This window comes from Vibrio ouci, from assembly GCF_004551525.1.
Lineage (GTDB): Bacteria > Pseudomonadota > Gammaproteobacteria > Enterobacterales > Vibrionaceae > Vibrio > Vibrio ouci.
On sequence record NZ_SATR01000035.1, the window covers coordinates 1 to 26,942 of the forward strand.

Below are 26,942 nucleotides of genomic sequence, written 5' to 3' on the forward strand. Positions count from 1 at the left end.
AGCAGACAGTTCTTCGCTTTTGCGTTCCTACTCTATCTTGTGCTTTTGATAGTAATCCTGGAAACTCTCCCCAGTCAGACGTTGCAGCTGAGTTTGCTCATAGCACTATCCGTCTACCACATTCAGATATGCTTCCCATTTCTTAGGRGCACGACTGGAATTGCTCARGTCRCACTGGATATCAGTGTCTACTTTTAGAGCGTTCTTAACGGCAGTTATCTGATGCACAGCATAAGGACCACTTATTCTCAACCSCAACAATGAGGTAATAGGGAGGATCCCAATACCGTCACCAGGCTCAATTAACGAATGAATGTCATGAAAGTAACGACGTACCGTTTTTCGGCAAAGGCGGGTAGCCTGGGCGATTAACGTGATATTGAGCTTTTCGCCTTTCTGTAATAACACTCGACAGGCGTTGAACACGCGCTGTTTGGTTTTTTCGCGCCTTATCTGATGCGTTCTCGTGGCTGCTAAACTTTGTCGCTGTTGAATATTCAGATCACTCGGCAGATTCATCACGCCTCGCTGAACCGTCGAGCAAGCGAAGTACTTGTCCCAGGTCCATCGAGAGACACTTTTCACCACTGACATGACTTCGCTATGCCTCAAAGGAGGCTTGCCATCAAACGAGTGGTTCTTGTATAACGCGTAATGAGAGACTCGGCGTTTAAAGCGCTCATAGGTTCCTTCTAGGCGCTCTGTCGTCACAATTGAGTAGGCATAGTGACGTGTATGCTCAAATAAGGTGCAGTTTCGAGAGTGGGATACGTCATCTGGGTAGGCAAGTTCGCGCCAAGGTGGATAGGACTCTAGCTCTACTGAGTCCGCTAACTCTCCAAGTTCGTACACTTGAGAATGAAGCTCTGTCGTTTGCCACCAGGGGTGAAAGGGGGTTTTCGCCACAGGTCCTGCATAATCAAGATCGGCCTTCATGCGTAAAGCCATGGCTTGATACACGGCCTTAAGATACTGGATAGGTTTACTTCTTGCGTTGTCACTTGTACAAACTGGCACAATCGCATAGTAAAGGTGAGCCTTATTACTGTGCCTGTCTCGGACGATGAGGTTGGGAGCCGGTAGCCCTTCATCTTGCCAGATGTATGGATTAGGAAGCGATTGATCTTCATGGTCAATATCAAACACTAACCACGAGCGCATATCTTTACGATTGACCTGCATATAGGGCCACTTGACCGCATAATGCCGTGGCCGAACAAGCATGGCCGTTTTGTTGTCGCTACACCTGGGCAAATAGGGAGCTTCTTCGAGCAACCGTTGATACGAATTGCTGGTTGTTTCTGGAGGGAGCATAGCAACCTGCCAAATGTCATTGAGTCAGGGTTACTTCGGCTAGAGGTCGAAACACCTTGATCGGTAGCCGCTTGTTGGCAATAGAATCAAGCGGCACCATAATGTCGAGTTGTTGCTCTTCGCAACTGGCCATACCGCGAGCAATGATAGCTTTGAAGGAACGGCTGATGAATTGTTCTTCGAAGTTATCCATGACTATCTCCTGTAGAAGCTAAGTAACCCCGGGGATCGGCGCTCTGTTTGCAAAGAGCCACCCATAGCGAATAAGGGAGCACTGTCCGTGCGGTTTTCTAGATCGTTGATTAGGCGCATCAGGTTGCTAATGCCAATCTGCGTCGTTGCCAAAATTGCGTTTTTTGTCGCGAGAGGGAGGGGGCGATTATCCGCGTTGTCTAAGGCGAGCTTCGAGATCTCGCCAGCGAGTATGGAATTGGAAAGAGCGCGTTTATGTAGGCTCTCGGCCTCGCAAGGGAGGTCGCTCCCGCTCCCTTCAGAAGACTCCAACAAGTCGGAGTCTTTCTTAACTAACTTCCACTCTGTCTCACGGGTAAATACCACAAGACCAGAACCCTCCAATCCATCGGTAGCCGTGATAACTTCGCCATATTTGTTTTCGCGTTCTTTCTTGATTAGCTTGATTGGACGCATAGAAGCACTTAGGCGGTGACCGCCCATGTAATCCATATAAACAGAAAAGAAACCGTTATCAGCAGCACGTCTCGCTTTCTCGAATAGGCAGAACTCTTGCTCTTCATCAATACGGCGAAGCTCACGCCAAATAGTGACAGGTGGAGTGCGTTGAAATTGGAATTGACGAAAGCAGAATGTCCGTGACCATGCGGTTACGTTCTTCACTGTGTCTTGCAGTTTTGCTCGCTTGTTGTCTGTATCGGTCAAACCTTCAAGGGCGTGACCATCAACGTTTTTAGAAATGTATTTCGCTAGATAAGCAACAGCACCGCCAGAATCCCGATCAATAAACTTCGCATCAAAGCGAGCTTTCATTGCTTTAGTCTTCGCTGTGCCATCGTCAAAGTACAGATCAGCTTTTTCACGGTATTGGTAGTCTTGTAAACCACCAACAAAAGCTTTTGCTTGTTCTAATGGCATGAAGAAAACCCCATGCCAGTGAGGGGTTCCATCTTGGTGAGGCTCTACCACACGCATTCCGTAGTAGGTTAAAGCTCGGTAATCAGCCCAAGCACGGAACAGCTCCCAACCTTTACTTAACCATATGTGAGCATCTTTAGGCGTACCGCCATCAAAGTTAGGGTTTTCAATCCAGTATTTACCGTGTTTCTTTAAACGGTGAAAGCGGCTAGGGGCGGTCATAGTGATGAATACAGCAATGTGATTATTACTTTCTGAATACTCTTGGCATCCAGCAATACGAGTCATCAACTCATGACGGCGGTTGGCAGGGTTACTCTGTGAAGAATCAATTACAGTTTGGAGATCAACGGTATCGCCGCTCTCTGACTCGATAGCCATAAGCTCAATCCATTCACGCTGCCTGTCTTGACGAATCGTGAGCCATTCACAGGCAGAGATAGAAGCGTAAGGTGAGCTATGTGGGGAAACCATTCCAGCAGCACGGCGAGCATTCTCAAAAACAGCTACAGAAATTCGGCCAATCGCTCTACGCCAAAAATCATCATCCATTAAACGAAGTGCAAAATATTCCATCACGCCACCTCTACTGGTTCTTGCAGGGAAATAATCGCTAAGCCAGCTTGAGCATGAACATCATTCCACATGCGTATTAGGTTGCTTTGGAAGTTCTCTTGTCCTTCTACAGGGTTAGAGCGGAATTTATTGATGTTAAGAGTGGCCACATTCTGCCAATGAAGAGCCTCATCAACAGTGGTAATTTGGATATTGATTGATGGTGTCTTCATGTCTAACCTCCGATCACTTCTAAGCAGTACTGTTCGAACTGAAATAGTTCTTCATCATCCCAATGACCTAAATCACGTAGGCCAAGCATCTCCAAATACAAACGGCGGTTACTTATATCAAGCTGTGACCAGTGGTGAAGTTGTGGTAGTGCTTCTTTGTTTTGGTAAGAGCGATACCAACTCACGAAAGAATGAGCGAAGAACACACGTGCACGGTCACCATTCATAGCCTCTTTGATGTCGGCTAAAACCTCGGCTTGAGGTCGGTGTGTTTCGACCAGTGTTTGCTTCTTGGCAATCGCATCAAGATGAATGAGAATCTCTTGCTGCTGTTCTTCACTGCTAGCGTGAAATCGGTCAGCGATTTGGCTGAATGACTCCGTCAGCATTTGGACTAAATAAGTGGAATTGTTACCCATAGCTACACCCCTGTAGATAGTTAAGACAGACCCGGTAAAGGCGAACCGCTTGCGATAAAGTCCACACCCATTGCAAAGAATGGTTGAGCACTACCGGTACGGCTTTCTAGGTCGTTGACGAGAAGCATCAAGTTAGAAATGCTTGCTTGAGCTGTCTCGATGGTTGAATTTTTAGTTGAGCGAGGGAGCGTCTTATTACCCGCGTTATCGAGCGCTAACTGTGAAAGCTCACCTGAATAAATAGAATTGTTGAGAGCACGTTTTATGAAGCTTTCGGTCTCGCTATCCGCAGGGATATGAGCGGTAACAAGATCAAGCTTGCGAAGTACAACTTCTAAAATCACGTAGTCGTTCGTAGCTTTAGAAATTGCCATCATTTCTGGTAAGGAAAGAACGTGCGGCTGCTCCGTATTGAGCTTATTGCGCAGCATGTTTGCTCGCAGGCCACAGGCGTTGGCTATCTCTGTTAGCTCATTGCGGTGACGTTGGCGAAACAAGCTGCATGCCTCGTTGTACTCATGTTGTACATCCGCTAAAAAGACGCACATTGTTTGGTTTGCTTCCATATCAGATACTCTCTACAACGCGTAAGGGTTGAGTTAGCCGAGCTGTTCCATCGCTTCTCGGGCGGCCATTTCCGTCATCGCCACCATATTGATCAGCGTCTTTTCTCTGGGTTTGGTCTTGGGTTTGATGATGATGCGACCTTCATCAATAAACTGCTTTACGGTGCCTTCAGCTAAGCCCGACAGATTGCAGTAATAATCAACCGTCACATAAGGGCATGGCGGAGGGGGAGAAAGTAATTGGCTCATTGCTGTTCCCCTTTAACGTTGTTTACATCTATAAATGGGCTTCTGAATGGTTCTGCTTGTGGATTGCTAAGGGCGGCTAAAACTGCCTTCTCTTGCCATTCGGTTAAGACCTGTTCGCGGCATGCATCAATATGTGTGGCTAGGTCATTAAGGTGGACCATAAACGGGCTGCGTTTGTGCTCTTCCATTCGGAAAACGGGAATAGGTAAAGACTGGCTGTTTGCTTTGCCGTTTGCGGTTTCAGCGTTGATATGGAAGAACTCTTCGCAAATATCGCCCAACGCCACAATCGGTGTGCCAAAACGAGCATGGAGTGCATATTTCGTATTCATAATCAGTGCCCTACATCACTACACGCCTAGACGAGCATGTGATACATTGGTGAGTCGGTGTTAATCGGTCTAAAACTACATTAAGATTTGCTGTCTATGTGGATTTCCTCGAATTGTCTGGAGTTGTCTTGGATTTAATTGGAATAATAGATCGGAATAATAAGATTGGTCAATATCTGTTTAAGGATTTTTTGTGCGCGAATGGTTTAAAACTTCGGATTTGCAGGGAATGGCTGGACTTCCAACGACCCCTCAAGGTTTCAGTCAAAAAGCTAAAAAAGCTGATTGGATATCCCGCAGAGCTAGCGGGAGAGGCGCTGGGCTTGAGTATCACATCTCAAATTTTGATGAAGAAGTGATTGCTGAACTACGCGTAAAGTATGGTGATGACGTTATTTCTGACAATGTGACGGAAATCTCAAACGTAAAGTCGGTTAGAAACATATCTCAAATTGAAAATATGTGTGCTGTTCCCGTCTATAACGTCTATGCATCCTGCGGTTTTGGCACATTGAACGATGCTGAGTTTCAACTTCGCACTGAGTTCCTCCCATGTGAATGGCTAAAGCGGTTTGGTTTAACAGAGGAAACCGCCAGAATCATTATCTGTCACGGTGACTCAATGGAAGATACCTTAAGTGATGGCGATGAGGTTCTTGTCGATATTCGAGAGTTAGAACACCCAGTTAAGCATGGCGTGTATGTCGTACGTATCGGTAAACATGTCTACATCAAACGTCTGAAGTACGACATCATGGCAGAAGGCTATGAAGTCATATCAGACAACAAAGAAGAATATGATTCATTCATTGTGAACGAGGAGAAACTCAGTGAGTTCGCGGTGATAGGAAAAGTAGTCACCACCGTTATGAAGGCGGTGATATAGAAGCTAAAGGCACCCTACGGGGTGCCTTTTTTTATTTTTATTATTGATAATAATGCAATTAAAGATGGGTGTAGTTGATGTGTAAGTGTCGGTATCGTTTTCATATACGGCGCCTGAGAACGTTTTTTGATTTGTTACCCTTCGTGAAAGTGTAGGTTTTTTATGTGTTATCCAAACGTGGATTAAGTCGTGATAGCGAGCACTAGCAAGTGTAAAAATGTTGCTAATAGTTTTGGAAGCCCTTCAACGACATGTGTTGCTATATGCCAGAAAAATATCAGTCCAAATAAAATATGGATGGCTGTGATTTTTTAAGTGCTTTAAGTAACTCATTCGTGCTTACCCTGATTTTTATATCGGAATAAGTGTATTAAATGACCAAGCCTAGGCCTATTTTAGATTTCTCAAAGAGAGCAGAATGAACAAGAAAGATTATTATCGTTCGTTGGAACAAGTTAAAAAAATACTGTTAATGGAGTCGGATCCATTCATAAAACACATTCATACTTTTGCTTCGATTCATGGAGTCGTTTCTAGTATTGGTTACTCAGCATTTAAGGTTACAGACCATAGCCATGCAGCAAATAATAACGGTCCCGATGCTGAAAGGCGAAAAGTCGAACAAGCAATATCGAGCGCGAAGCAAAAAGACGGTAAAGAAACTCATATATTTGAGTTAATAACAAGTCATCAATCACTCAAATCCCAGCTAGAACGGTTTCAACAAATTGTTGGAGAGAACTCTACATTATTCGAGATGGCAGATTTGTACCTAACACTTCTAGAACGCTATAGCGAAATGTATAACAGCTATGTTAAGGGTTATTCACCTCAAACAGCATATTCGTTAGCGTTTATCGCAAATGATTTAATTCGTGCTACAGATAACATGGTTTTGGTAATTGATGTCGTTTTAGGATCTTATAAAGAACATTCTATTGAACTTCCTGATGGCAGCGAGCAACTAGAAATCTACCTATCCAACGTGCCTTCAGTAGCTGCTTTTGCAAAAAAACTAACCGCGTTGAACGTTGTTTATAGTGAAGTTAGCTTGCTATTGGGATATTCAAATGTAGATTTCCCCCTAACTATTGACCATATCGAAAATGGTAGTCTATTGACCCGACTTGTTGGTGGTGGGCTAGGGCTTACCATAGTTAGCTCGATTTTCAACGTTGTAGCGCCAATCTATATTGAAAAGTACCTTGATGAAGGAAAGGTCGTAGAACTCTGTTCAATTGAAAATACTGCCAACTTAGATGCGATGTTTAGCTTAAGTGAAAAGCTAGAGGAAAACGGGGTAAAGGTTGATGACATTCAAGATAATATAGCTAAGTGCCTGAGGAAAATTACCAAGGCTACTGATGAATTATTTAATGATCAGCCAATTATTGAAGTGAACGATAAAGTCTACCGATTGGATAAAGGTCTGCAAGATAAGTTGTTAGAGCATAGTCGTCAAAAGCTATTAGGTCTGAACAATTTGAATCAAGAGGTGTAAACGAAATGGGCGTCATCGATGATTGGCAAGAACTAATAGCTGAACTGAGAGAAAGCAGTGAAATAGAGTGTAAGCGAGCTAAATCAGATTTACCTAAAGACTTTTGGGAGACTTATAGCGCTTTCGCAAATACATATGGTGGCACTGTGTTTCTTGGTCTAACGGAATTAGAAGATGGTTCATTTGAAGTTTCAGGTGTTAAGGATACGGATAAGATAAAGAAAAGTCTTTTTGCTAAGTTGGGCAACCCTCAGTCTGTAAGTGTAAATTTGCTCGAGGGTGATGGTGACAAGTACGTTGAAATCTTAAATATTGATGATAAAGACGTTGTGAAAATCACGATCCCTAAAGCCAACCGTCTTCAAAAGCCAGTATATATTAACAATAATCCCAAACTGGGAACTTACATTCGACACCATGAAGGCGACAATCGTGCAACAGATAGTGCTTTGCAGCGCATGTGGGCAGAAAGAGGTACTGAACCGAGAGATTCATTGGTTTTAGTTGATTTCGGTATGGATGACTTGGATATGTCTACTTTGAAAAAGTACCGTAGGAATTTCCAAACTCGTCAGCCGGAACATCCATTTAATGACCTAGATGATAAAAATTTCCTTATTCGTTTGGGGGGATGGAAACGAAACCGAACAACTAAGGAAGAAGGCCTAACTCTAGCTGGGTTATTAATGTTTGGAATGGATATATCAATTAAAGACCATTTAAGTCATTACCATTTGGACTATATCGAGCGAGAAGCCGCAGAAAGGCATGCGCGCTATACTGACCGTATTACTTTGGATGGGACATGGTCAGGAAACCTTTATGATTTTTATCTTAAAGTGTTTAAAAAGCTTACTACAGACTTAAAAGTCCCATTTCGTTTAGAGACTGATCAAAGATCAGAAATTAGTCCAGTTCATGAAGCTATTCGAGAAGCTTTGGTAAATACGCTAGCTCATGCCGATTTTTCATGCACTAAACCTATTACTATCGTAAAACGCCCTGATATGTTTGGTTTTCGAAACCCCGGGTTAATGCGTATACCACCTGAAGTCGCAATTTTGGGTGGTGAAAGTGATTGTCGTAATAATGCCATTCATGACTTATTTAGAATGGTTGGACTGAGTGAGCGCCTAGGTTCTGGTGTGAATAAAATATTTTCAAATTGGAACAATCAACATTGGCAAAAGCCTAAGCTATATGAAAAAACGGAGCCTGAACAGACACTTTTGGAGCTTCGTATGGTAAACCTTGTTCCGACAGAGATTATTAATCAGTTACAAGCTCGTTTTGGTGACAAGTTTACTCAGTTACCAGAGCTTGATCGCATGATTTTAATAACAGCTGCAGCTGAACGGTGGGTGAACCACGAGCGAATAATGCAACTAACTGATGAACATACTAGAGCTGTTACAGTTGCTCTCCCTAGGCTAGAGCGTTCAGGTATGCTTGAGTCAACCGGTGCCCATAAAGAAAAGTTCTACACATTACCTGGTGTAAAAGTATCGACAGTAGATGAAGTTTTTAAACAAGGTGCAGTGAATGACGACGATCTTAACCCTCTAAGAGCGACTAGCTCCGGTTATTTGAATACTAGCTCTGATGGTTTTCTTATTAGCTCCGATGATTTAGCTGCGAGCTCCTATGATTTGAGTGTGAGCTCCTATGATTTGAGTGTAAGCTCCGATGATTTGAGTTCGAGCTCCGATGATTTACCCTCGAGCTCTGATGATTTAGGTGTTTGTTCAAAATCTCCGGAACTAGAAGAAACCAAATGCAATAAACGAGACATGTTTGGTCGTTTACTCATTGATGGATTAGAGTATCCATTTATCGATGATGTATCTAAGCTGACTGATGATTTTAGAAAGCGTTTAGAGTGTATGGCTGGCCCTTCTAGAGAAAAAGGGAAGCTTCCAAGAGCAGATATGATCAGGATCATCACATCTGTATGTACTGATCATTATGTGTCGCTCAATTCAATTGCCGCTATTGTGAACAGGAAAACTGATAACTTAAGGCAGCAATATCTAACTAAGATGAGAAGAGAAAAGTTGTTAGAATATGCTTTTCCGCAACAGCCAACACATGAGAAGCAGGGGTATGTTTCTATTAAGCCTAAAGATTAGTGAAAGTAGCCTCTAAGACATGTTGTACATCTCATACTTGCTAGAACATTGATAAAATAGCCGTAAAGTAATACTGTTCATTTATACAGTTGCCTTGCGGTTTTTTTATGTCTATTCGAAACTTAAAAGACGGCTCGAAAAAGCCGTGGCTATGTGAATGTTACCCTCAAGGGCGGAGCGGCAAGCGTGTCCGTAAGAAGTTTGCTACCAAAGGAGAGGCCAAGTCATTTGAGTTGTTCACTATGAGAGAGGTGGATGATAAACCGTGGCTCGGTAAGAAAACGGATCACCGCCGTTTACAAGATTTACTCGATACGTGGTGGCAAGTTCATGGACATACCGTTAAAACAGGCGAAAAAACCTATGTTGTACTGGCGAAAACTGTACAAATGTTGGGTAATCCTATTGCAAATTTGTTTACTGCTAATGACTATTTGAAGTACAGAGCAAATAGGGTAAGCCACCACCCTACAAGGCCAGATCTTGTGATATCCGCCACCACTCACAATATAGAGCTCAAGACCTTCCGAGCTATGTTTAATAAGCTTACCAAGTATGGTTATTGGGAGCAGCCTAACCCTGTAGCAAATATTGAACTTGTGAAAGATAGTGAGCGGGAGTTAGCCTTTTTGGCTAAAGAACAGATAGCCCCATTTTTAGAGCGTGTACGTAACGACAACAGCCCTTCAGCGAAACAAATTTATGTTGCATGTAAGATCTGCTTAGCGACTGGTGCACGCATTGGGGAGGCGTTAGGGTTAAAGCGCTCTCAGGTTAGCTGCAATAAATTGCTGTTCACTGATACGAAAGGTAAGAAGAACCGTTCGGTACCAATTTCTACTTCTTTGTATCATGAAGTATTGAATGTAGGAGTTAGTGAGCATACTTTGTTTGACGTTCGTTATTATGCGGCGTGGGAGTGCGTGAAACGTGCTCTACCTGATCATGTCCCTAGTGGACAAGCTACCCACGTTTTAAGGCACACTTTTGCAAGCTATTTTATGATGAATGGAGGGGATATACTGGTACTTCAGCGAATCCTCGGTCATAGTAAAATTGAACAAACCATGGCTTATGCGCACTTCTCACCAGACCATCTTATGCAGGCTGTTCAGCTGAATCCCCTCGAAAACTAGCCCTAAAAAAGTGGCGACAAAGTGGCGACAACTGTCAGTTAACCTCGGTTTTTGTCGGTTATTATCAGTAAATCGCCACTCTTTAGTTAAGTTAGTTTGTAATTAAATCAAACAGTTACGCTACTTCAGTCTCTTCTGCGATAAATCCTCCAGTTTGGTGCGCCCAAAGCTGAGCGTATATACCGCCGCTTTGTACTAGCTCTTGGTGAGTGCCTTGTTCAACCACTTCACCTTTATCCAATACGATCAAACGATCCATAGCAGCAATCGTCGACAGTCGGTGAGCAATGGCGATGACGGTTTTGCCTTGCATTAGCTCATTTAAGCTTTCTTGAATTGCCGCTTCGACTTCTGAATCAAGCGCGGAAGTGGCTTCATCAAGGATCAGTAATGGTGCGTCTTTAAGCAGTACACGCGAAATCGCGATACGTTGGCGCTGACCACCTGACAGTTTAACGCCGCGTTCACCGACTTGAGCGTCGTAGCCGACGTTGCCAAATGGATCATTCAGCGTTTCGATAAACTCATGAGCGTGGGCTTGCTTAGTCGCACGCAGCAAATCTTCTTCAGAGGCATCTGGGTTGCCATATAAGATGTTGTCGCGGATCGAGCGATGCAGTAATGATGTATCTTGCGTTACCATACCAATCTTACTGCGCAGAGAGTCTTGCGTAACATCTGAGATAACTTGGCCATCGATCTTGATTTTACCGCTCTCAACGTCATGGAAGCGTAGCAACAAGTTCACCAGCGTTGATTTACCTGCGCCTGAACGCCCAACTAATCCTACTTTTTCGCCTGGTTTGATGTTGAGATTAAGGTTGCTGATCACACCCTTTTCTTTATCACCATAGTGGAAGCTGACGTTATCAAACTCAATGCCACCTTGCTCTACCACGATAGGCTTAGCGTTCGGCTTGTCTTGAATGTCGATGGGTTTAGATAGGGTTTTCATCCCATCAACTACCGTGCCCATGTTTTCAAACAGAGCGCCGACTTCCCACATGATCCACATCGACATACCGTTGATACGCAGGGCTAACGCGATAGCAATGGCGATAGCGCCAATACTGATAGAGCCATCCATCCATAAGAAAATAGACAGGGCACCAATTGAGAACACTAGAACGTAGTTGGTGATTTCAACCGCGATATCAAACCCAGTAACCAGACGCATTTGGCGATAGACGGTGTCTAAGAAACCGTTCATACCTTTTTCCGCGTACTCGGTTTCGCGTTTACTGTGCGAGAACAGTTTCACGGTGGCGATGTTAGTGTAACTATCGACGATGCGACCTGTCATGGTTGAGCGAGCATCCGCTTGCTCTGATGCGACGCTCTTTAATTTAGGTACAAAGTAAATCTGGATGGCGATATAGCAGCATAGCCAAACCACCATTGGAATCATTAGGCGCCAGTCTGCTTGAGCTAACAGGACAACAATGGAAGTAAAGTAGACTGAGACGTAAACAAATACATCCATGCTCTTCATTACGGTTTCACGCACTGCCAGTGAGGTTTGCATCACTTTAGTGGCCACTCGTCCTGCAAAGTCATCTTGGTAAAAGTTGAGGCTTTGCTTTAGCAGGTAGCGGTGTGCTAACCAACGAATAGACATTGGGTAGTTACCAAGCAAGGTTTGGTGAATTAATAGAGAGTAACCAATCACCAATATCGGCATCACAACGAGTAAAAGAGTACCGTAAAATAGGAGCTCGCTTTGATTTTGTTGCCAAAAGGTTTCTGGGTTGCTGGTCGATAGCCAATCAACTAGGTTACCCATCGCACCGAACAGAGACACCTCTACTATCGCGACAATCGTCGACATGATAGACATGATGATCAGCGGAACTTCAAAGCCCCGCGTGTAGTGGCGACAAAAAGCAAACACCCCCGATGGCGGCTGGGTTGGCTCTTGCTCGGGAAAAGGCTTGGTAAAGCCTTCAAATTTTTTAAACATAGTTATTTCCTAAACACACAAAAGACAGGATTTATGCCGTGCGGCATTGGTGTACGTCCATAAATAGGAAGGAAAACCAATGGTATAACGTTAATGTGTGAAATGTAACCAGTTTATTACTCCTGTCGATGCATAATATTCAGAGGCTTTTGTTTAAAAGTCATAGTGGCAATAAAAATTACTGCAATTTTATTTCTGCACCCTCTATTTAACTGCTGCTCTGCGTATTTGGTAGGTTATTTCAGTAAATCTTGTTTTAACATTATGTCTACAATTAGCCGTATTGAGTGAGATTAATTGAGTTTGTCCAAATGTTGAAACAGCAAGCCCTACTACAAAAAAAACAATCAACAGTACAAAACGCTAACTGTGTGGTGATGGTGCCACCTAAAGAGTTTGCGTTTAACGCAGAAACTGCGCAAGACAATGAATTTCAGCATCAAGTGACTGAGTCAACGAGCCAAGTTCGTCTTGCTGCGATGGAAGAGTTCAAAGCAATGGTGGCTTCTTTGCGCCAAGCAGGCGTTCAAGTAGTTGAGTTTGATTACCCTCTAGGGGAAGTTGAAACACCAGACGCTGTCTTCCCAAATAACTGGTTCAGTACGACAGTGAAAGGCGAGCTATTTACCTTTCCTATGGCATGTAAGAACCGCCAGCACGAAGTGAAAGTCGATACATTGGCTGAAGTGCTGCAACAAGCCGGTCGTACGATTACCCTTCAAGACTCTTTGACTGACTATTTGCAAGAAGACGCGCATTTAGAAAGTACTGGTGTGATGGTTAAAGATCACGTTAATAAAACCGTTTATGCCGCCTTGTCACAGCGCTGTGATCGCGAAGTATTGGAAGATTACTCAAAACGAATTGGTTATGACCGAGTTGTCTCGTTCCAAACGGCGCTTCCTTCAGGTAAGCCGATTTATCACACCAATGTGATGATGGCGATTGGGGAAAGCTTCTGCGTGATTTGTGATGAAGTGATCCCTGAGTTTGAGCGTCGCTTTGTGATTAAATCTCTGGCGAAAGATAAGCAGGTGATTTCAATTTCACTTGAGCAGATGAATCACTTCTGTGGCAACATCCTTCAACTTGAAACTATCAATGGCGAGAAAGTTATTGCGATGTCGCAGTCTGCCTATGATGCGTTCTCTCCAGCGCAACGTGCACAGCTTTCAAGTCACGGTAAATTACTGCCATTCAATGTGAAGACGATTGAAAACATTGGTGGAGGCAGCGTACGTTGTATGTTGGGTGAGGTATTTTTGCCAAGCCGTCAGAAACAGCTTTAATCGATTTTAGATAGAATAAAACGCCTCTGTGACTGAATATAGAAAGTCACAGGGGTGTTTTTATATGGGTAGAGATTAGAACTTAACTTGGTAGTTTAGCGTATAGGTGCGGCCACGACCTTTGTAGTCATACGCTTCAGGCGCATAGTGGCTTGAGTAAAGAATTTGTGCACGCTGGCCCCAAATTGTGGTGTAGTCTTCGTTGAATAGGTTTTGGATACCAAAGCCTAGGCTACCTACAGGAAGCTGATAGCTACCCACTAGGTCAAATACTGTGTAGCCATCAAGCTTATTGTCTGCATCATCTTCATAATCAAACATGGTTTGGCTTTGTAGTTTTAGCGCCAAGTTGTCATCGTACCAACCTGCCCAAGCACTTGCCTTTGAAGTACTTGCTTCGCCAGCTGACAGATCTTCCCAGCCGTTATCACCATCGAGTTCAGAAATTACGTAGTGACCAGATGCACCGAGCTGTACGTTGTCATGCACCCAGTAAGCAGCAAGTGCTTCTAGGCCGTAAACTCGTTTCTTGTCCTCAACGTCTTCAATCAATAGTGTGTTTTTGTTGTACTTCACACTCTTATCAGATTGAGAGTAGTAAGCCGCCGTTTGTAAGTTGAGCTCACCAGTATCTAAGCGATAACCCATCTCAAAGCTGTTGGTTTTGATCCCAGAGAGCTTCGAGTCGGAAACATTAATGCTGTCGTTTAGCTGCCAATGGTCACCAACAAGCGTGTAGGAGCCCTGTCCGTAATACTTCGCTGGATCAGCGAGATCAAAACCTTGGGAAAAGTTAGCCCACACCTGAGAGTTATTGTTGATGTGGAAAATGGTGCCAAGGTTGAACAATCCTACACTGTAATCGGTTTCTCCTCCTGGAACGGCATCTGCGCTGCTGCCTTTACCTTTAGCAATGTTCTTTTGTTGGGTGTAGCCGACAAAATCATCGATCTTATTGACCATGTACTGGTAGCGTTAGCCCCCTTCGACGGTCCAATTATCGGTAATGGCATAGTCTGCTTGAATGAACCCGGCGACTGAGCCGACTTCAACGCCTGGGTAGCGGCCAACTTGAGCATAAGTCTTGTTGATCAAATCGCCTGAGTTATTGGCGATAGTCGGATCGTATAGGGCTTGATTACTTTCTAAAGTGTCTTGATAAGCGTCGATACCATAGACGAAATTGAAGCGGTTATAGCTTTTCGCTAGCGCCGCTTTAAGAGATAGTACGTCGGTGATCTGCTGGCCTGAAGATTGGTAGTAAGGAGTGTAAGTTTGATCTTCCTTGCGGTAGGCAGCTTCCGCGATAAGCTGGTGGCCCAAGAACGCTTCATCCACATACGATGCGCTCAGCATAATACGCTCAGTGCCATGCTCACGATCCGATTCGAAGCCTTTTCTAACATCGATGAAGGTATAGTCTTTTATGTATAAGCCATACGGTGAGTCTTGCTGGCTGTCGTAGTATTGAGCTAAGAAATTGATCTTCTTGGTGTCAGAGACATTTACACCAACAGTCGTTAAGAAGTCGACGGTCTGGTTAAACTGCAGGGAGCCTTGTGAGATATCTGGAACCACAATATCGCCATTGGCATCGAAGAAGCCTTGTGTTTCGGTATAAATTACTGATGCTCTTGCCTGTACTTTTTCATTACCACCAGAAATAGCCTGACCCAGCTTATAGTCGAAATCTTCACTCGAATTGAAACCTGAAGACCCGCCGACATAAGATTCAAACTCGAGTTCGTCACCCTGTGCTTTCTTGGTAATGATGTTGATAACACCGCCTGATGCGCCTGCTCCGTAGACCGATGTTGCTCCAGAAAGTACTTCGATGCGCTCGATGTTAAATGGGTCGATAGAGTCTAAGTGGCGGCTGATTTGGCGCGAAGACTGTAGTGAAACACCGTCAATCATCACCAGCATTTTTCGGCCACGTAAGTTTTGACCGTAATTGGTTCGACCGCCGCTACTCATATCTAAAGAGGGAATGGTTGCGGCAAGAATTTCACCAAGTGTTTTACCACCTCGATATTCTTGCTCGATCTGTTCCGAATCTATGTACCAAACAGTGCCAGGAATATCACTGAGCGCTTTAGGTGTGCGGCTTGATACCACCACCATTTTCTCTTGAGTTGTTGTGTATTCTTGAGCGTGGGTGATCGCCGGTGTGCTTGCTGCTGCAATGGCTAACGCGACAGAAGATAGCGGAAAAATTCCTTTTATTACGTTCATTTCTTTCTCTATGTTTTCTTAGGCCGCACAGTCGGTGTCGATGTGGTAGCCTTGTTAATGCTTATGATAATGATTATCAATTATAAATGAGTGAGGCTATTATTGTTTTTTTTGACGCGAAAAAACAATATGAAAGGGTGATTTATTTTTGATACTTATATCGATAGCCGTATGGTTTGGACGAATGGTGGTGATGTAAGGAAGAAAAGGGAAAAAAATAGCAGCTGTCTAGAGCTGCTATTGGAATGACTATTGTGGCGAGTGGGTAAGACTTTGTATGATTTTGTCACGTTGGTCTTGAGAGACATTCATGACGTCGTTGTATGTTCGAGTCATGACTCGAATATCATTTTCGAGCAGCTGAGTCAGCTTGTCCGCCGCAGTTTGATTTTCACCTCTGAGCAGCAATTCGATAATCTCTAGTCTGCGTTGGCAAGACTTCACCACTGATGATTGAATATGCATTGAAATAAGGTCTGTCGCTTTACGCAGTCGGTTATGTTGCTGCATGGTGCTGAGCAAAAATCGATTGCCGGAACAAGATGCAAGTAACTCATGAAAATTGGCACTCAGCGTAAATAGCTTGCTCGCTGAGACTGCATCTGGCGTATCAATGGCCAGAGTATGCTGATTTTGGCATAGGACAAACTGCTCGGTATCGAGCTTCCACGTGGGTTCAAGTAAGCCTGCTGGCTCGAAAATCAGTCGGCAACGATAGCTTTCTGCGTGTCGTTCAAGCGTATTTAAGACGCCGTCAACGTGCCATTTATAGCCAGGGCCACGGCGAAATATACCGTCCGTTTCTAATAGTCGAAGCACATTATGAATTTCTCCGCGGCTGGCATTGTAGCGCTGTTGCAGTTCGTTCTCAGAGAATGTGGTGTCAATCTGACCAAAAAAGAGATCGATCAAAATATGCAGGTAGAGCTGCTCTTGTCGACATTGCTCATCACCCTCAGGAACGTCGATATCAATCTCTTGTGCATGAGTCTGCAAAACAAAACCTTTATAAGGAATCGCCTTGGTGATCCCGAGCGCAGACATATGTTTGAGCACTGCACGCATCGGTGTTCTTGAAACTTCAAAGTGTTGCGCCAGAGAAGATTCATTGAGGCTATCACCCGCTTGTGCGTTTTGCTCTTTCAGTCTTGATACGACTTTCACTAACAGACCTTGTTGAAGCCGAGTGATTGCTATCTTTTCCATGAATTGATCGCGATTGGTTGTTGTTAACGCCATGGTAAACACAAATGGGTAGAAATGTCACTTATTGTATTTTGGTAACGAAAATACCGTGAGTGGTGAGTATGAGAGCATCGCAAGGTTTGAAACCAATAAGCCCTCGCAATTTGGAGGGCTCTTGAGTTAGCGTCTCATTAGATACAAGAAGTATCCACCGCCAATCAAAGACGCTAGCAGGCCTGCCGGGAACTGCCATGGGAACCAAAGGGTTCGGCCTATCCAATCTGCGATAACCATGATAATCGCGCCCAGTACTGCGGCAGTGAGCATTTGCGGTACTGCGCGATACTGACGCAGAGATCGTGCCATATGAGGGGCCAGCAAGCCAATAAAACTGAGTGGACCAATAACGATGGTACATAAAGTGGTTAATGCTGCGACCAAAAGCAGCAGTACTAATCTTACCACCGTCGAGTCCATCCCTAGACTGTTGGCTGTGACTTCTCCGATTCCAATCAGTTCAACCCAGCGATTGAGTGATAAAGCGATGGCTCCGGTGAGCGTGACGCCAACCGCTAGAATGAGAATATCTTGGCCAGCTACTAGGTAGGTTGAACCTGATAACCAGGTGAGCAAGGTTGTGGCATTGTCATGTCCAGAGCTCATCGCAATACGCAGCAGGGCATCAAGACCTGCACTAAGTGCAATACCTGTTAATAAGGTTTGGGCTGGAGCAAAGTTATGCTTTCTCCCTATCAACCAAACAAGAGCCGTAACGGATAGCGCGCCTACAGTTCCGATAAGCATTTGCTGTTCTCGGCCGACGGTAATACCCAAAACTGTCCCTAACGCCAGCGCTAAAGCGGCACCAGAACTGATCCCTAGCACTTCAGGGCTTGCCATTGGGTTGTTAGAAATACGCTGAATCAATGTACCGGCAAACGCAAGACCGACGCCTGCCAATAGTGCGACTAACACTCGTGGCGCGCGCAAATCAAAAACTGAGCGATTAACGTTTAGCTCCCAACCTAGAGGTGTTTTACCAACGGTCAGTGCAAATAAGGTGACTAGGATAAGCACCACAACCATTGCGGTGACAAGCTTGACGGTATCAACATGACGGTAATGCTCTACATGTTCGGAGCGTGCTTTTAGATCGGCTTGAAGCTTAGTTCGCTGCAGTAACCAAAGCAAAAATGGTGCGCCGATCAATGCCGTCATCGCCCCTGTGGGTAGTAGCTCTCCGCCAACGCCAGAGAATGGTTGGATCAGCAGGTCAACGGTCAAAAGGATAAGGCTACCAATCAATCCACTGAGAAGGATTTGCTTTACTAAGGTTCGGGCGCCTAGCATTCTGGCGATAGCCGGAGCAACAATGCCGACAAATCCGATCAGCCCAACTTCGCTGACGACGGCCGCTGTAATGAAGATAGCGAGAGATAAACACAGTAACTTGATTTGTTTAATGTTTACGCCTAATGAGGTCGCAACATTGTCACCAAATTGGAGTGCAGATAACGGGCGTTGTAAGAACAGTAATAATAGGGTTGGTAAAGTGACTAATGGGATGAGCATCTGCGTACTCAACCAGTCATTCTGGTTCAACACGCCAGCTCCCCAAACAAATATGCTGGTTAGTTGTTGTTCATGTAGCATCAATAGCATGGTATTCAATGAGCCTAAGAACAGGCTGACGATCATGCCGGATAACACCATATGAAGGGGAGAGAAGCCTCTACTTGAACTTAACGCAAACACCAATCCCGTAGCTAAACACCCGCCAATGAACGCAGGAATAAAATTAGGTATAGCCATGTTGGCAGGGATAAGAAGGATCCCCAGTACCATTCCAAGTTCCGCACCAGCAGCGACGCCGAGGGTAGTTGGTGAAGCGATGGGGTTGCGCAGTACAAACTGCATCACACAGCCCGCAACAGCGAGAGCGAATCCACAAATAATGGCGACAGATAACCTAGGAAGATAGGTTAAGTGGGTAATAAGGTGTTGATAGTTAGCAGGGTCATAGTGAAACAAGGTATCCCATATCAGCGGAATACCTTGTGTATAAGGCGCGGTGATCTCCAGTAAGCCGACAATACTAACAAGCGCGGCTGCGAATAGGGCAGCCGCTGTGAAGTTGATACGTTGCTGTGGAGGGTTATGTATTTTTAAGGTGTTCATTGATTTGTAATCAGCTGCTCAGTGATATGATCACTAAAACGTTGTGCTGCAATTAAGCCGCCAAATGTCCAGATTGCTGGTAGTTCATAGACTGAGTCAGTACGAGTGAATTCCATCGCTTGCCATAGTGGTGACTTCGTTAGCTTGTTACGCTCTCGATTAGTGAGCGGCCCAAAGATCATCACATTGGCCTTTTGGTGTTCAGCTAGTTTCTCTGTCCCAGCGGTGGTAAAACCCCATAGGTTAGTCTCTTCATGCCAATCGTTACGCAGACCCATGGCATCGATAGTTGCTTGAGCCAGCGAGCCTTCACTGTGGACACGTAGGGTTTTGTCGTTAATAAAACGGGCGAATAGCAGCGCTTTATCCGACTTACCTGATTGGCGCACTTTCTCTGCGTTGATGGCGAAAACTTCATCCGTTTGAGCCATGACTTTCTCTGCTTGTTGCTCTTTGTCGAACAACTTACCTAATGATGTCGTGATCGATTTTGCTGCGTTCAATGGCTGCTTTTTCTCACTATAAACACTGAACACTAGAACTGGTGCAATACGTTGTAGTTGTTCGTAGGCTGGTGCCATATGTTTACTGATTAAGATGACGTCTGGCTTAAGCTCCATCAGCAGTTCAAGGTTAGGCTCTCGGCGTTCGCCCAAATCAATTTCAGAACCACTCAGAGCTGGCTCAACGACCCATTGTTGATAGCCTTTTGTATCGGCAATACCTGTAAGCTCGACACCTAGACTTAGAACGGTTTCCGTTAGCGCCCAATCGAGAGCGACGACTTTCTTAGGCGTTGATTCAAAAGTGGTGACCCCCATCTCGTGGGTGATGTCCAACGCATAAACATTGAATGTTAGTAGTGCTGACAACATAAGTACGAATCTTTTCACAACGAATTCCTTGTAGTTAGGGGATGTAGCTAATGGGTTGACCGGTTTGAGGGTGTTGGAATAGAGCTAACTCCATTCCGTAGATTTTCATTAGAGTGTCCGGTGTCATCAGTTCAGCAGGAGAACCACTTGCGATGACTTGTCCTGAATGAAGCGCAATCAACTCATCGCTGAACTTAGCGGCCATGTTGACATCATGAAGCACCATAATGACGCTTAGGCCCATGGATTGGTTGAGCTCTCGGATCAGCGCCAGTAATTCATGTTGGTGAGCTACATCGAGCGCTGAGGTGGGTTCATCAAGTAAGATACACTCACTTTGCTGGGCGAGTAGCATCGCGACCCAAGCTCTTTGTCGCTCACCACCAGAGAGAGTGGCGACAAATCGTTGTGAAAAGTTGCTCAACCCCACTTTGTCTATCGCTTCATCGACAATCGCGTAATCTTCTTTGCTGTAGCGACCAAATGCACCTTTCCATGGGTAGCGGCCAAAGCAGACCAATTCACGGACCGTCACACCATCTGTCACGGGAGGGTGTTGTGGCAAGTAAGCCACTCGGTGAGCGAACTCTAGGTTGGTATAAGAAGAAACCAATTGATCGTTGAACAGCACCTTACCCTGAGAAGGAACGTTCTGACGGCTTAACAATTTGATTAAGGTTGATTTACCACAGCCATTGTGACCGAGTAGTGTTGTCACCTTGCCGTGCGAAAAATTTAAACTGGTAGGAGAAAGGATATTTTTACCGTCGATTTCGAACGACGCATCGACAAGTTGGAACATGGTTTCACTTCAAAGTCGTGGATTGATAAATAAGCAGCGATGCTAGCACATTAAAATACAAATGATAATACGTATCATAATTGGTTGTGTGTTTGTGCTGTTGATTAACGCTTATTATTTGGATGACGAGGGCAGTCATCACACAGTTTACGACCTTGGCATTTGTAGACTAAACAGCAACTGGTTCTGATAAGCGTTAGCTGTTTGCTTGAGTCATCATAAGTGAGCCTATCCATAAACTTTTCTGATAAATCACAAGCCCGAAGCCATAAACGTGCTTGCTCAAGTAAGTAGTGCTCTGGGAGTTCTGGCGCGTATTGGCTCAACTTGACTAAGCAACCGAGTATGCCGTCAGCAAAAAGATGGCGAGTAAAACCTGGGCGGATTCGCGTCCATTGACTCATTTCGGATCTGAAATAGTCAAACAGCAAGTTGAGTTCATGGCCCGCTTTAGTGATGAGCTCTTGTTCGCTGCCTTGTTGATAGGTTGCTGATTTGAATTGATAACCACTAACAAACCCAGACTGTATGGATTGAGCCATGGTAGAGATATTAGGAAGCCCACGGCATGCATAGATGGCAATGAAAGCGACGTAAATAGGCTGCCAGCAGAGTAAGGTCCAAGTTCTGGTTAGCCAGTAAGGGGCGCCTGCTTCAGGGTGAAGTAATTTTAGCTGTTCATAGAGGGATTGTATCTGTGCAGCGCTAGAGTAATCGATACGTACAATAGGGTGTTCAGAGCTTTCATTTGGCTGATGATTGATAGAGCCGATTAAATAAGGGGTAACTTGCTTTGAATGTTCGAACAAATGTTCAAAGAATGATTGGCCGCTCATCTTGGTATGCTTCTATGGTAAAAATCGCACACAAGAGTAATCTGATCTTGATTTTGTTGCAATTGATTCTTATTTCTGTTCTGTCTTTGGCGATAAAAAAAGCGGCTTATTCAAAGCCGCTCGTAATGATATACGCCATCTTTACAGATCGCGATTCTCTGCAAACTTCTCTAACCCAAGCACTAACGCGATCGCACAGAGCATCATCACAACAGCTAAACCAAGTTGAGCAGGCTGAGCGCTGATCACTTCAAAGTCAGCGGGCATTAGGTTGTGTTGGATTAATGGAACTTGCTCTCCGTGTGAGTTAGTTCTCCAACTGATGGTCTCTTTCCACGGCCAAATCTTAGGTAGCGTACCAATCATCAAACCAGTGAGGAATACCAGAGTTAGGTCTCTAAAACGTTTAAGCAACCAAGACAGAACGTGCGAGAAAGTCAGCAGACCGATAACACAGCCAGACAAAAACAGCGCAAGAATTCCCATATCAAATGACTTTACTGCGCCAAGTACCGGCGTATACATACCAATCAGCAATAGGATAAAGCTGCCTGAAATGCCAGGCAAGATCATGGCACAAATGGCAATACCACCTGCGAGTAGCACATTAATGCTGGTGGGCTCTAATTGCAGTGGGTTAAGGACGGTGATGCTGTAGGCAAAGCCGATGCCTAACAGTAGGAAGACAAGACGACTTAGGCTTCTTTGTTCGATTTGCTTCAGCATGTGGAAGACCGAAACCAAAATTAAGCCGAAGAAGAATGACCACAATGGAATCGGGTGAGTCACCAAGAGCCACGAAATCAGCTTAGCAAGAGTCGCAATACTGGTAAGCACCCCACCAAATAATGCGATAAGGAAGAAACCGTTGATATGTTGGAATGCTGCGTTAAAGCCATCACGTTTCCAGATACCTAGAACTGACGGGTTAATGCGTCGAATGCTTTCAAGCAGGGTGTCGTAAATACCAGTAATGAATGCGATGGTACCGCCTGACACGCCGGGTACCACGTCAGCAGCACCCATCGCCATGCCTTTTAGAAATGTAGTTAGGTAGTTCATTCTTGTAGATGCGTAAAATTGAAGTGCGAGCAGTATATCGGCTCTAACGTAAAAAAAGTATGAAAATCATTCTTTGACAAATGTATCTATAAGAATCGAGTTTAATATGTTTTTGCGAATGTTTGCAAAATGCAATTTTCAAATTGCATTTTGGGAGGTTGAAATAGCAAAAAAGTGCGTATGAGCACAAAAAAATCGTGGTTTTAAAGTTGGCACACTACCTGCATTAGTAAGAGTGACCCTTCTTAAGCCGAGGGTCACCTAGCCAACTGACGTTGTTAGTGAATACAATTTGTTCACACAATATATAAGCCAATCGCACCATTGCGGTTGGCTATTTTTTTGCGTGTTGGCTAAACAAAATTTCTCTTCTCTGACCTCTATTTACGGGCATTTATTCGGAATATCGACAGGATTTTGCCCTTGAGGCTCGACAAATAGGGTCAAGATTATTAATAATGTCCGCTTTCTTTTCTAAACCCTAGCTTAAATTTATAGGGTTAACTGTTGAAACGAGCATCTTGAGGCTGTTTGTATAAGGACTAATTTCAATAGAAAAAATGAATCTATGAGCATTGCTCATCAGAGCCTGTAGGGCTTTGTACTCGTTAAGGAAGATGAGTTAATAACTAATAAGAGGTTATATGAATCAGATAATTTCAGTCGGACCGCTAGAATCTTTCTTGATCGCAATCAGTGTTCTTTTTTTAGGACATTTTGTGAATGCAAAGCTTCCCATCCTTAAAAAGTTCAATATCCCTGAACCTATCGTTGGTGGTCTTATTGTCGCGCTCATCATAACGTTAATGCATTTTAATGGTATCGACTTAGAGTTTTCTTTACCGCTTCAAAAAATCTTTATGTTGATGTTCTTCAGTACTGTCGGACTCGCTGCGAACTATACCCAGTTAATGAAAGGTGGTGCGAAGGTGTTTGTTTTCCTCGCTGTTGCATCTTTCTATATCATCATCCAAAACGGTGTCGGTGTCTCAATGGCAACAGCGCTGGGATTAGACCCTTTAATGGGATTGATCGCAGGCTCAATCACGCTATCTGGCGGCCATGGTACAGGTGCTGCTTGGTCACAGACGTTTTCAGAGACATATGGGTTGTCCAATACGCTTGAGATCGCGATGGCTTCAGCGACGTTTGGTTTGATTATTGGCGGCATCATTGGCAGCCCTGTGGCGCAGAAGTTGATCAACAAAAATGGTTTTGAGTCTGAATACGGCACAGGAACAAAAACTCACGAACGCTTCCCTGAATTGGTGACGTATAACGAGTATGAAGAAGATAAGGTAACGGCTAAGAAAGTCGTCGAAGTTCTGTTTATTCTTCTGATCTGTGTTACCGGTGCGAAGTACTTAGAGCAGTGGGTTAGCAGTTTTAATATCAGCTGGTTGATGATCCCTGACTTTGTTTACGCGCTATTTATCGGTGTGTTTATTACTAATGTGATTGAAGTGACTAAGGTCCATAAAGTGGACACAGAAACGGTCGATATTCTCGGTACAGTTTCTTTGTCACTGTTCCTAGCGATGGCACTAATGAGCCTCAAGCTATGGAACATCTTTGACCTTGCGATTCCGTTCCTCATCATTCTGGCGGTACAGTCAGTGGTGCTTGGTGTGTTCGCTTACTTCGTGACATTCAAAGTGATGGGGTCAAACTACGATGCGGCGGTTATCTCTGGTGGGCATTGCGGATTTGGCTTAGGTGCGACACCAACGGCGGTTATGAACATGGGCTCTCTAGTGAATAGGTACGGTCCATCACCGCAGGCGTTTATGGTGGTGCCTATTGTTGGTGCTTTCTTCATCGACATCGTTAACCTGATTATCCTTCAAGGCTACATCTCCTTTATCGGATAACACGATACAACGAAAAAGCCCCGCTCATGTAGCGGGGCTTTTTTATGTCTGGGAGATTACTTTAAAGTGAGCTTAGTGCCATTGAACTTGAGGTGACCGAGCAACACTTTCGCATTATTTTTTCCGTGATCGTTAAAAGCGATCCCGTAGCGAGCATAATGAAGGGAACGCTGCAAATTACACACAGTGCCAAACAGCGGCTCGAAGTGACTGTCTTTACTCGTTGCGAGTCGTACGTGTAGTGCGATTTCTTCACCAACTTGAAATGGTCGACTTAACGGTGCGGTGACAAAGCGACAACCGCCTTTGGATAAATCTCTAATTTCACATTCCAGCTTATGGCTATCAGCAACCACTTTCGCCGCAAGGTTTACATCAAAACGCGGTTCTTTTCGCAGTTGAGTGACCTGCATGGTTTGAGGAACCGATAGAGCAACCATGGCGACAGGTGATTTAAGCACATGCTGAATTTGGCTTCTGAAGGAAACAATCGCCCCTTCGCCACGTGGAGATATAGCGCGAATCGCAATCCAAAAACCTTCTTGAAAGAAAAAGCTCAGATCATCTTCAGAGATCTTAGGTAATTCGATAAGAATGACGTTGCTAGAGTGCGAACCGATAAAAGAGGATTTACAACGGAAGGTCGTGCCAACCGGCGTAGAGATACCTAGGGTAAGTTCACCCCCATGCTCAATCATCGCAAGTGCATCAGTGCTATTGAGTGTTGAGACACTCCTATCATTAGAAGAAGAGCGCGCTGGCTGCGCTTTCACTGCGACTGCTTGGGTATTCATCTAGCCTCCATTATACCCACCATGTTATTGTTTTAGAGGTAGGTTGACGTATACATTTCGAATCTTGATGTGTCTGATTCGAGGATTATAAATTTTATGTGTGCTTTGATGTTTATTCAAACACCAATATGTCGCATTAACATGATCTGAGTATCATTTTTGGGAGCTGTTGTGTCGAATTCACTGATTTTTGATGGAGTAAACTCACAATTTCGAGTCCACTTAGAGGGCGATCATTACGCTGTAATAAAGTTCGTGGACAAGGGAAGCAGGTATGCAATTACCTCAACTAAGGTACCAGAAGAGCTACAAGGGAAGGGATATGGCAAGGTAGTGATGGAAGCGATCTTACCTGAAATAGACAAGCGAGGCTTAAAAATTGAGCCGATCTGCAGTTATGTCGCACATTACCTTAATCGTTATCCGCAGTGGTCTCACCTGAAAGCGCAATGATGAAACAATACGACTATCAATCACTACTCGACTCTTTGGGGTTTGAAACATTAACCCATACAGAGGTGCTGCAATCTCTGTGGGGTGGTTATGGGGAGCTTGTTCGCCTACATACTGCGAGCGGAAGCGTTATCGTTAAGCATATTAAGTTACCTAAGCCTGAACATCATCCACGAGGCTGGAATAGTGAGCTATCACACCAAAGAAAACTTCGCTCTTATCAGGTTGAATTGAACTGGTATAAATCAGCGGCGAATCTCTGTAAGGCGAAAGTCCCTGTCGCTATTAAAGTCGAGCAACAAGGACAAGAGCTCATGATCGTAATGGAAGATCTGTCTTCGCTTGGTTTTACCGATGTGGTTACCGAAGCCACTCACGCCCATCTAAGCGCTTGTCTAGAGTGGTTAGCAGATTTCCATGCTCAGCATATTGGGCATCAAGGGGAAGGGCTGTGGGAGTGCGGCACGTATTGGCATTTAGATACGCGCCCGGATGAACTGGCAGCGCTCAAAGATGAGTCACTCAAACAAGCTGCTCATAAGATAGATGATGTGCTTAAAGGGGCGCCATACCAGACACTGGTCCATGGTGACGCAAAGTTAGCGAACTTCTGTTTTTATCCGGATGGCACTCGCGCTGCGGCAGTCGACTTTCAATATATTGGACGAGGCTGTGCGATGAAAGACGTCGCGCTGTTTATGAGCAGTGCAGTCAAGCCTGAGCAATGCCAAGTGATGGAAGACTGGATTTTAGATGAATACTTTGCGCACCTAAGCCGAGCGCTTGATAAGTACCAACCTTCTATTGATGCCGCTGATGTTGAAGTTCAGTGGCGACCGCTGTTTTCCATTGCATGGGCTGATTTTCAGCGCTTTGTTAAAGGTTGGAGTCCTGACCACTGGAAGATCAACCCATATACTGAGGCGCTTGCTGTGCGTGCATTAGATACATTAAAGGCTTACCCATAGAGGT

23 protein-coding genes and 2 pseudogenes are annotated in these 26,942 nt (G+C 44.5%); 8 read left to right on the plus strand and 17 right to left on the minus strand.

Annotation, left to right across the window (positions count from 1 at the left end):
* Positions 1-105: 105 nt before the first annotated feature.
* The 8 genes and pseudogenes from ELS82_RS18545 to ELS82_RS18575 form a co-directional block, all read right to left on the minus strand.
* On the minus strand, positions 106-1,314 hold the full coding sequence (locus tag ELS82_RS18545) for a replication initiation protein (RefSeq protein WP_134836802.1): 1,209 nt from the start codon (positions 1,312-1,314) through the stop codon (positions 106-108).
* Between the two features lie 16 nt (positions 1,315-1,330).
* A complete protein-coding gene (locus ELS82_RS26385) occupies positions 1,331-1,507 on the minus strand; it encodes a hypothetical protein (protein WP_167489391.1) in 177 nt (58 codons plus the stop codon).
* Between the two features lie 275 nt (positions 1,508-1,782).
* A pseudogene (locus ELS82_RS18550) lies at positions 1,783-2,985 on the minus strand (replication endonuclease); the annotation flags it as partial.
* Positions 2,986-2,999: 14 nt separating this feature from the next.
* Complete coding sequence (locus ELS82_RS18555) at positions 3,000-3,212, minus strand: hypothetical protein (protein ID WP_134836803.1); 213 nt, start codon at positions 3,210-3,212, stop codon at positions 3,000-3,002.
* A 2-nt stretch (positions 3,213-3,214) separates the two neighbouring features.
* Positions 3,215-3,631 (minus strand): hypothetical protein, encoded by a 417-nt coding sequence (locus ELS82_RS18560; RefSeq protein ID WP_208733211.1) that lies wholly within the window; start codon positions 3,629-3,631, stop codon positions 3,215-3,217.
* A gap of 20 nt (positions 3,632-3,651) precedes the next feature.
* Positions 3,652-4,197 carry a phage regulatory CII family protein gene (locus tag ELS82_RS18565; protein ID WP_134836804.1) on the minus strand — a complete coding sequence of 182 codons (546 nt, stop codon included), beginning with the start codon at positions 4,195-4,197 and terminating at the stop codon, positions 3,652-3,654.
* A gap of 33 nt (positions 4,198-4,230) precedes the next feature.
* Positions 4,231-4,446, minus strand: a complete 216-nt coding sequence (locus ELS82_RS18570) for a hypothetical protein (protein WP_134836805.1) — start codon at positions 4,444-4,446, stop codon at positions 4,231-4,233.
* Complete coding sequence (locus ELS82_RS18575) at positions 4,443-4,778, minus strand: pyocin activator PrtN family protein (protein ID WP_134836806.1); 336 nt, start codon at positions 4,776-4,778, stop codon at positions 4,443-4,445. The genes ELS82_RS18570 and ELS82_RS18575 overlap by 4 nt, the downstream gene beginning before the upstream one ends.
* A 193-nt stretch (positions 4,779-4,971) precedes the next feature.
* On the opposite strand from ELS82_RS18575, the gene ELS82_RS18580 reads away from it, so the two are divergent.
* The 4 genes from ELS82_RS18580 (at position 4,972) to ELS82_RS18595 (ending at position 10,430) form a co-directional block, all read left to right on the plus strand.
* Positions 4,972-5,664 carry a helix-turn-helix domain-containing protein gene (locus ELS82_RS18580; protein ID WP_208733213.1) on the plus strand — a complete coding sequence of 231 codons (693 nt, stop codon included), beginning with the start codon at positions 4,972-4,974 and terminating at the stop codon, positions 5,662-5,664.
* 418 nt (positions 5,665-6,082) lie between these two features.
* Positions 6,083-7,165, plus strand: a complete 1,083-nt coding sequence (locus ELS82_RS18585; protein ID WP_134836807.1) for a hypothetical protein — start codon at positions 6,083-6,085, stop codon at positions 7,163-7,165.
* A gap of 5 nt (positions 7,166-7,170) precedes the next feature.
* Entirely contained in the window at positions 7,171-9,294 is a 2,124-nt protein-coding gene (locus ELS82_RS18590; RefSeq protein ID WP_134836808.1) for an RNA/DNA-binding domain-containing protein, read from the plus strand.
* A gap of 107 nt (positions 9,295-9,401) precedes the next feature.
* Positions 9,402-10,430, plus strand: a complete 1,029-nt coding sequence (locus ELS82_RS18595) for a phage integrase (RefSeq protein WP_134836809.1) — start codon at positions 9,402-9,404, stop codon at positions 10,428-10,430.
* A 115-nt stretch (positions 10,431-10,545) separates the two neighbouring features.
* Here the strand turns inward: ELS82_RS18595 and ELS82_RS18600 are convergent, their stop codons facing one another.
* The gene (locus ELS82_RS18600; protein ID WP_134836810.1) at positions 10,546-12,390 is read right to left on the minus strand and encodes an ABC transporter ATP-binding protein; all 1,845 of its coding nucleotides are present in this window, start codon (positions 12,388-12,390) and stop codon (positions 10,546-10,548) included.
* Between the two features lie 311 nt (positions 12,391-12,701).
* On the opposite strand from ELS82_RS18600, the gene ELS82_RS18605 reads away from it, so the two are divergent.
* A complete protein-coding gene (locus ELS82_RS18605) occupies positions 12,702-13,679 on the plus strand; it encodes an arginine deiminase-related protein (RefSeq protein ID WP_134836811.1) in 978 nt (325 codons plus the stop codon).
* Positions 13,680-13,754: 75 nt separating this feature from the next.
* Here the strand turns inward: ELS82_RS18605 and ELS82_RS18610 are convergent.
* From ELS82_RS18610 to ELS82_RS18640, 7 genes and pseudogenes are all read right to left on the minus strand, one after another.
* Positions 13,755-15,914 (minus strand): annotated as a pseudogene (locus ELS82_RS18610) (TonB-dependent receptor).
* Between the two features lie 249 nt (positions 15,915-16,163).
* Entirely contained in the window at positions 16,164-17,120 is a 957-nt protein-coding gene (locus ELS82_RS18615; RefSeq protein WP_134836812.1) for a GntR family transcriptional regulator, read from the minus strand.
* A gap of 159 nt (positions 17,121-17,279) precedes the next feature.
* Positions 17,280-19,277: a Fe(3+)-hydroxamate ABC transporter permease FhuB gene (fhuB, locus tag ELS82_RS18620; protein ID WP_134836813.1), complete on the minus strand. Its 1,998-nt coding sequence runs from the start codon at positions 19,275-19,277 to the stop codon at positions 17,280-17,282.
* On the minus strand, positions 19,274-20,170 hold the full coding sequence (locus tag ELS82_RS18625; RefSeq protein ID WP_208733215.1) for an ABC transporter substrate-binding protein: 897 nt from the start codon (positions 20,168-20,170) through the stop codon (positions 19,274-19,276). Before ELS82_RS18625 ends, fhuB begins: the two co-directional genes overlap by 4 nt.
* A 16-nt stretch (positions 20,171-20,186) precedes the next feature.
* The gene (locus ELS82_RS18630) at positions 20,187-20,954 is read right to left on the minus strand and encodes an ABC transporter ATP-binding protein (protein ID WP_134836814.1); all 768 of its coding nucleotides are present in this window, start codon (positions 20,952-20,954) and stop codon (positions 20,187-20,189) included.
* 104 nt (positions 20,955-21,058) lie between these two features.
* Positions 21,059-21,790: a siderophore ferric iron reductase gene (locus ELS82_RS18635; protein ID WP_134836815.1), complete on the minus strand. Its 732-nt coding sequence runs from the start codon at positions 21,788-21,790 to the stop codon at positions 21,059-21,061.
* A gap of 141 nt (positions 21,791-21,931) precedes the next feature.
* Positions 21,932-22,852 (minus strand): polyprenyl-phosphate transporter, encoded by a 921-nt coding sequence (locus ELS82_RS18640; protein WP_134836816.1) that lies wholly within the window; start codon positions 22,850-22,852, stop codon positions 21,932-21,934.
* A 644-nt stretch (positions 22,853-23,496) separates the two neighbouring features.
* On the opposite strand from ELS82_RS18640, the gene gltS reads away from it, so the two are divergent.
* Positions 23,497-24,723, plus strand: a complete 1,227-nt coding sequence (gene gltS, locus ELS82_RS18645) for a sodium/glutamate symporter (protein ID WP_134836817.1) — start codon at positions 23,497-23,499, stop codon at positions 24,721-24,723.
* A 56-nt stretch (positions 24,724-24,779) separates the two neighbouring features.
* Here gltS and ELS82_RS18650 read toward each other — a convergent pair whose 3' ends face one another.
* On the minus strand, positions 24,780-25,517 hold the full coding sequence (locus ELS82_RS18650) for a flagellar brake protein (RefSeq protein WP_134836818.1): 738 nt from the start codon (positions 25,515-25,517) through the stop codon (positions 24,780-24,782).
* Positions 25,518-25,688: 171 nt separating this feature from the next.
* Between ELS82_RS18650 and ELS82_RS18655 the strand changes: the two genes are divergently transcribed.
* Complete coding sequence (locus tag ELS82_RS18655) at positions 25,689-25,970, plus strand: GNAT family N-acetyltransferase (protein ID WP_134836819.1); 282 nt, start codon at positions 25,689-25,691, stop codon at positions 25,968-25,970.
* Entirely contained in the window at positions 25,967-26,938 is a 972-nt protein-coding gene (locus tag ELS82_RS18660; RefSeq protein ID WP_134836820.1) for a phosphotransferase, read from the plus strand. Before ELS82_RS18655 ends, ELS82_RS18660 begins: the two co-directional genes overlap by 4 nt.
* Positions 26,939-26,942 lie beyond the last annotated feature (4 nt).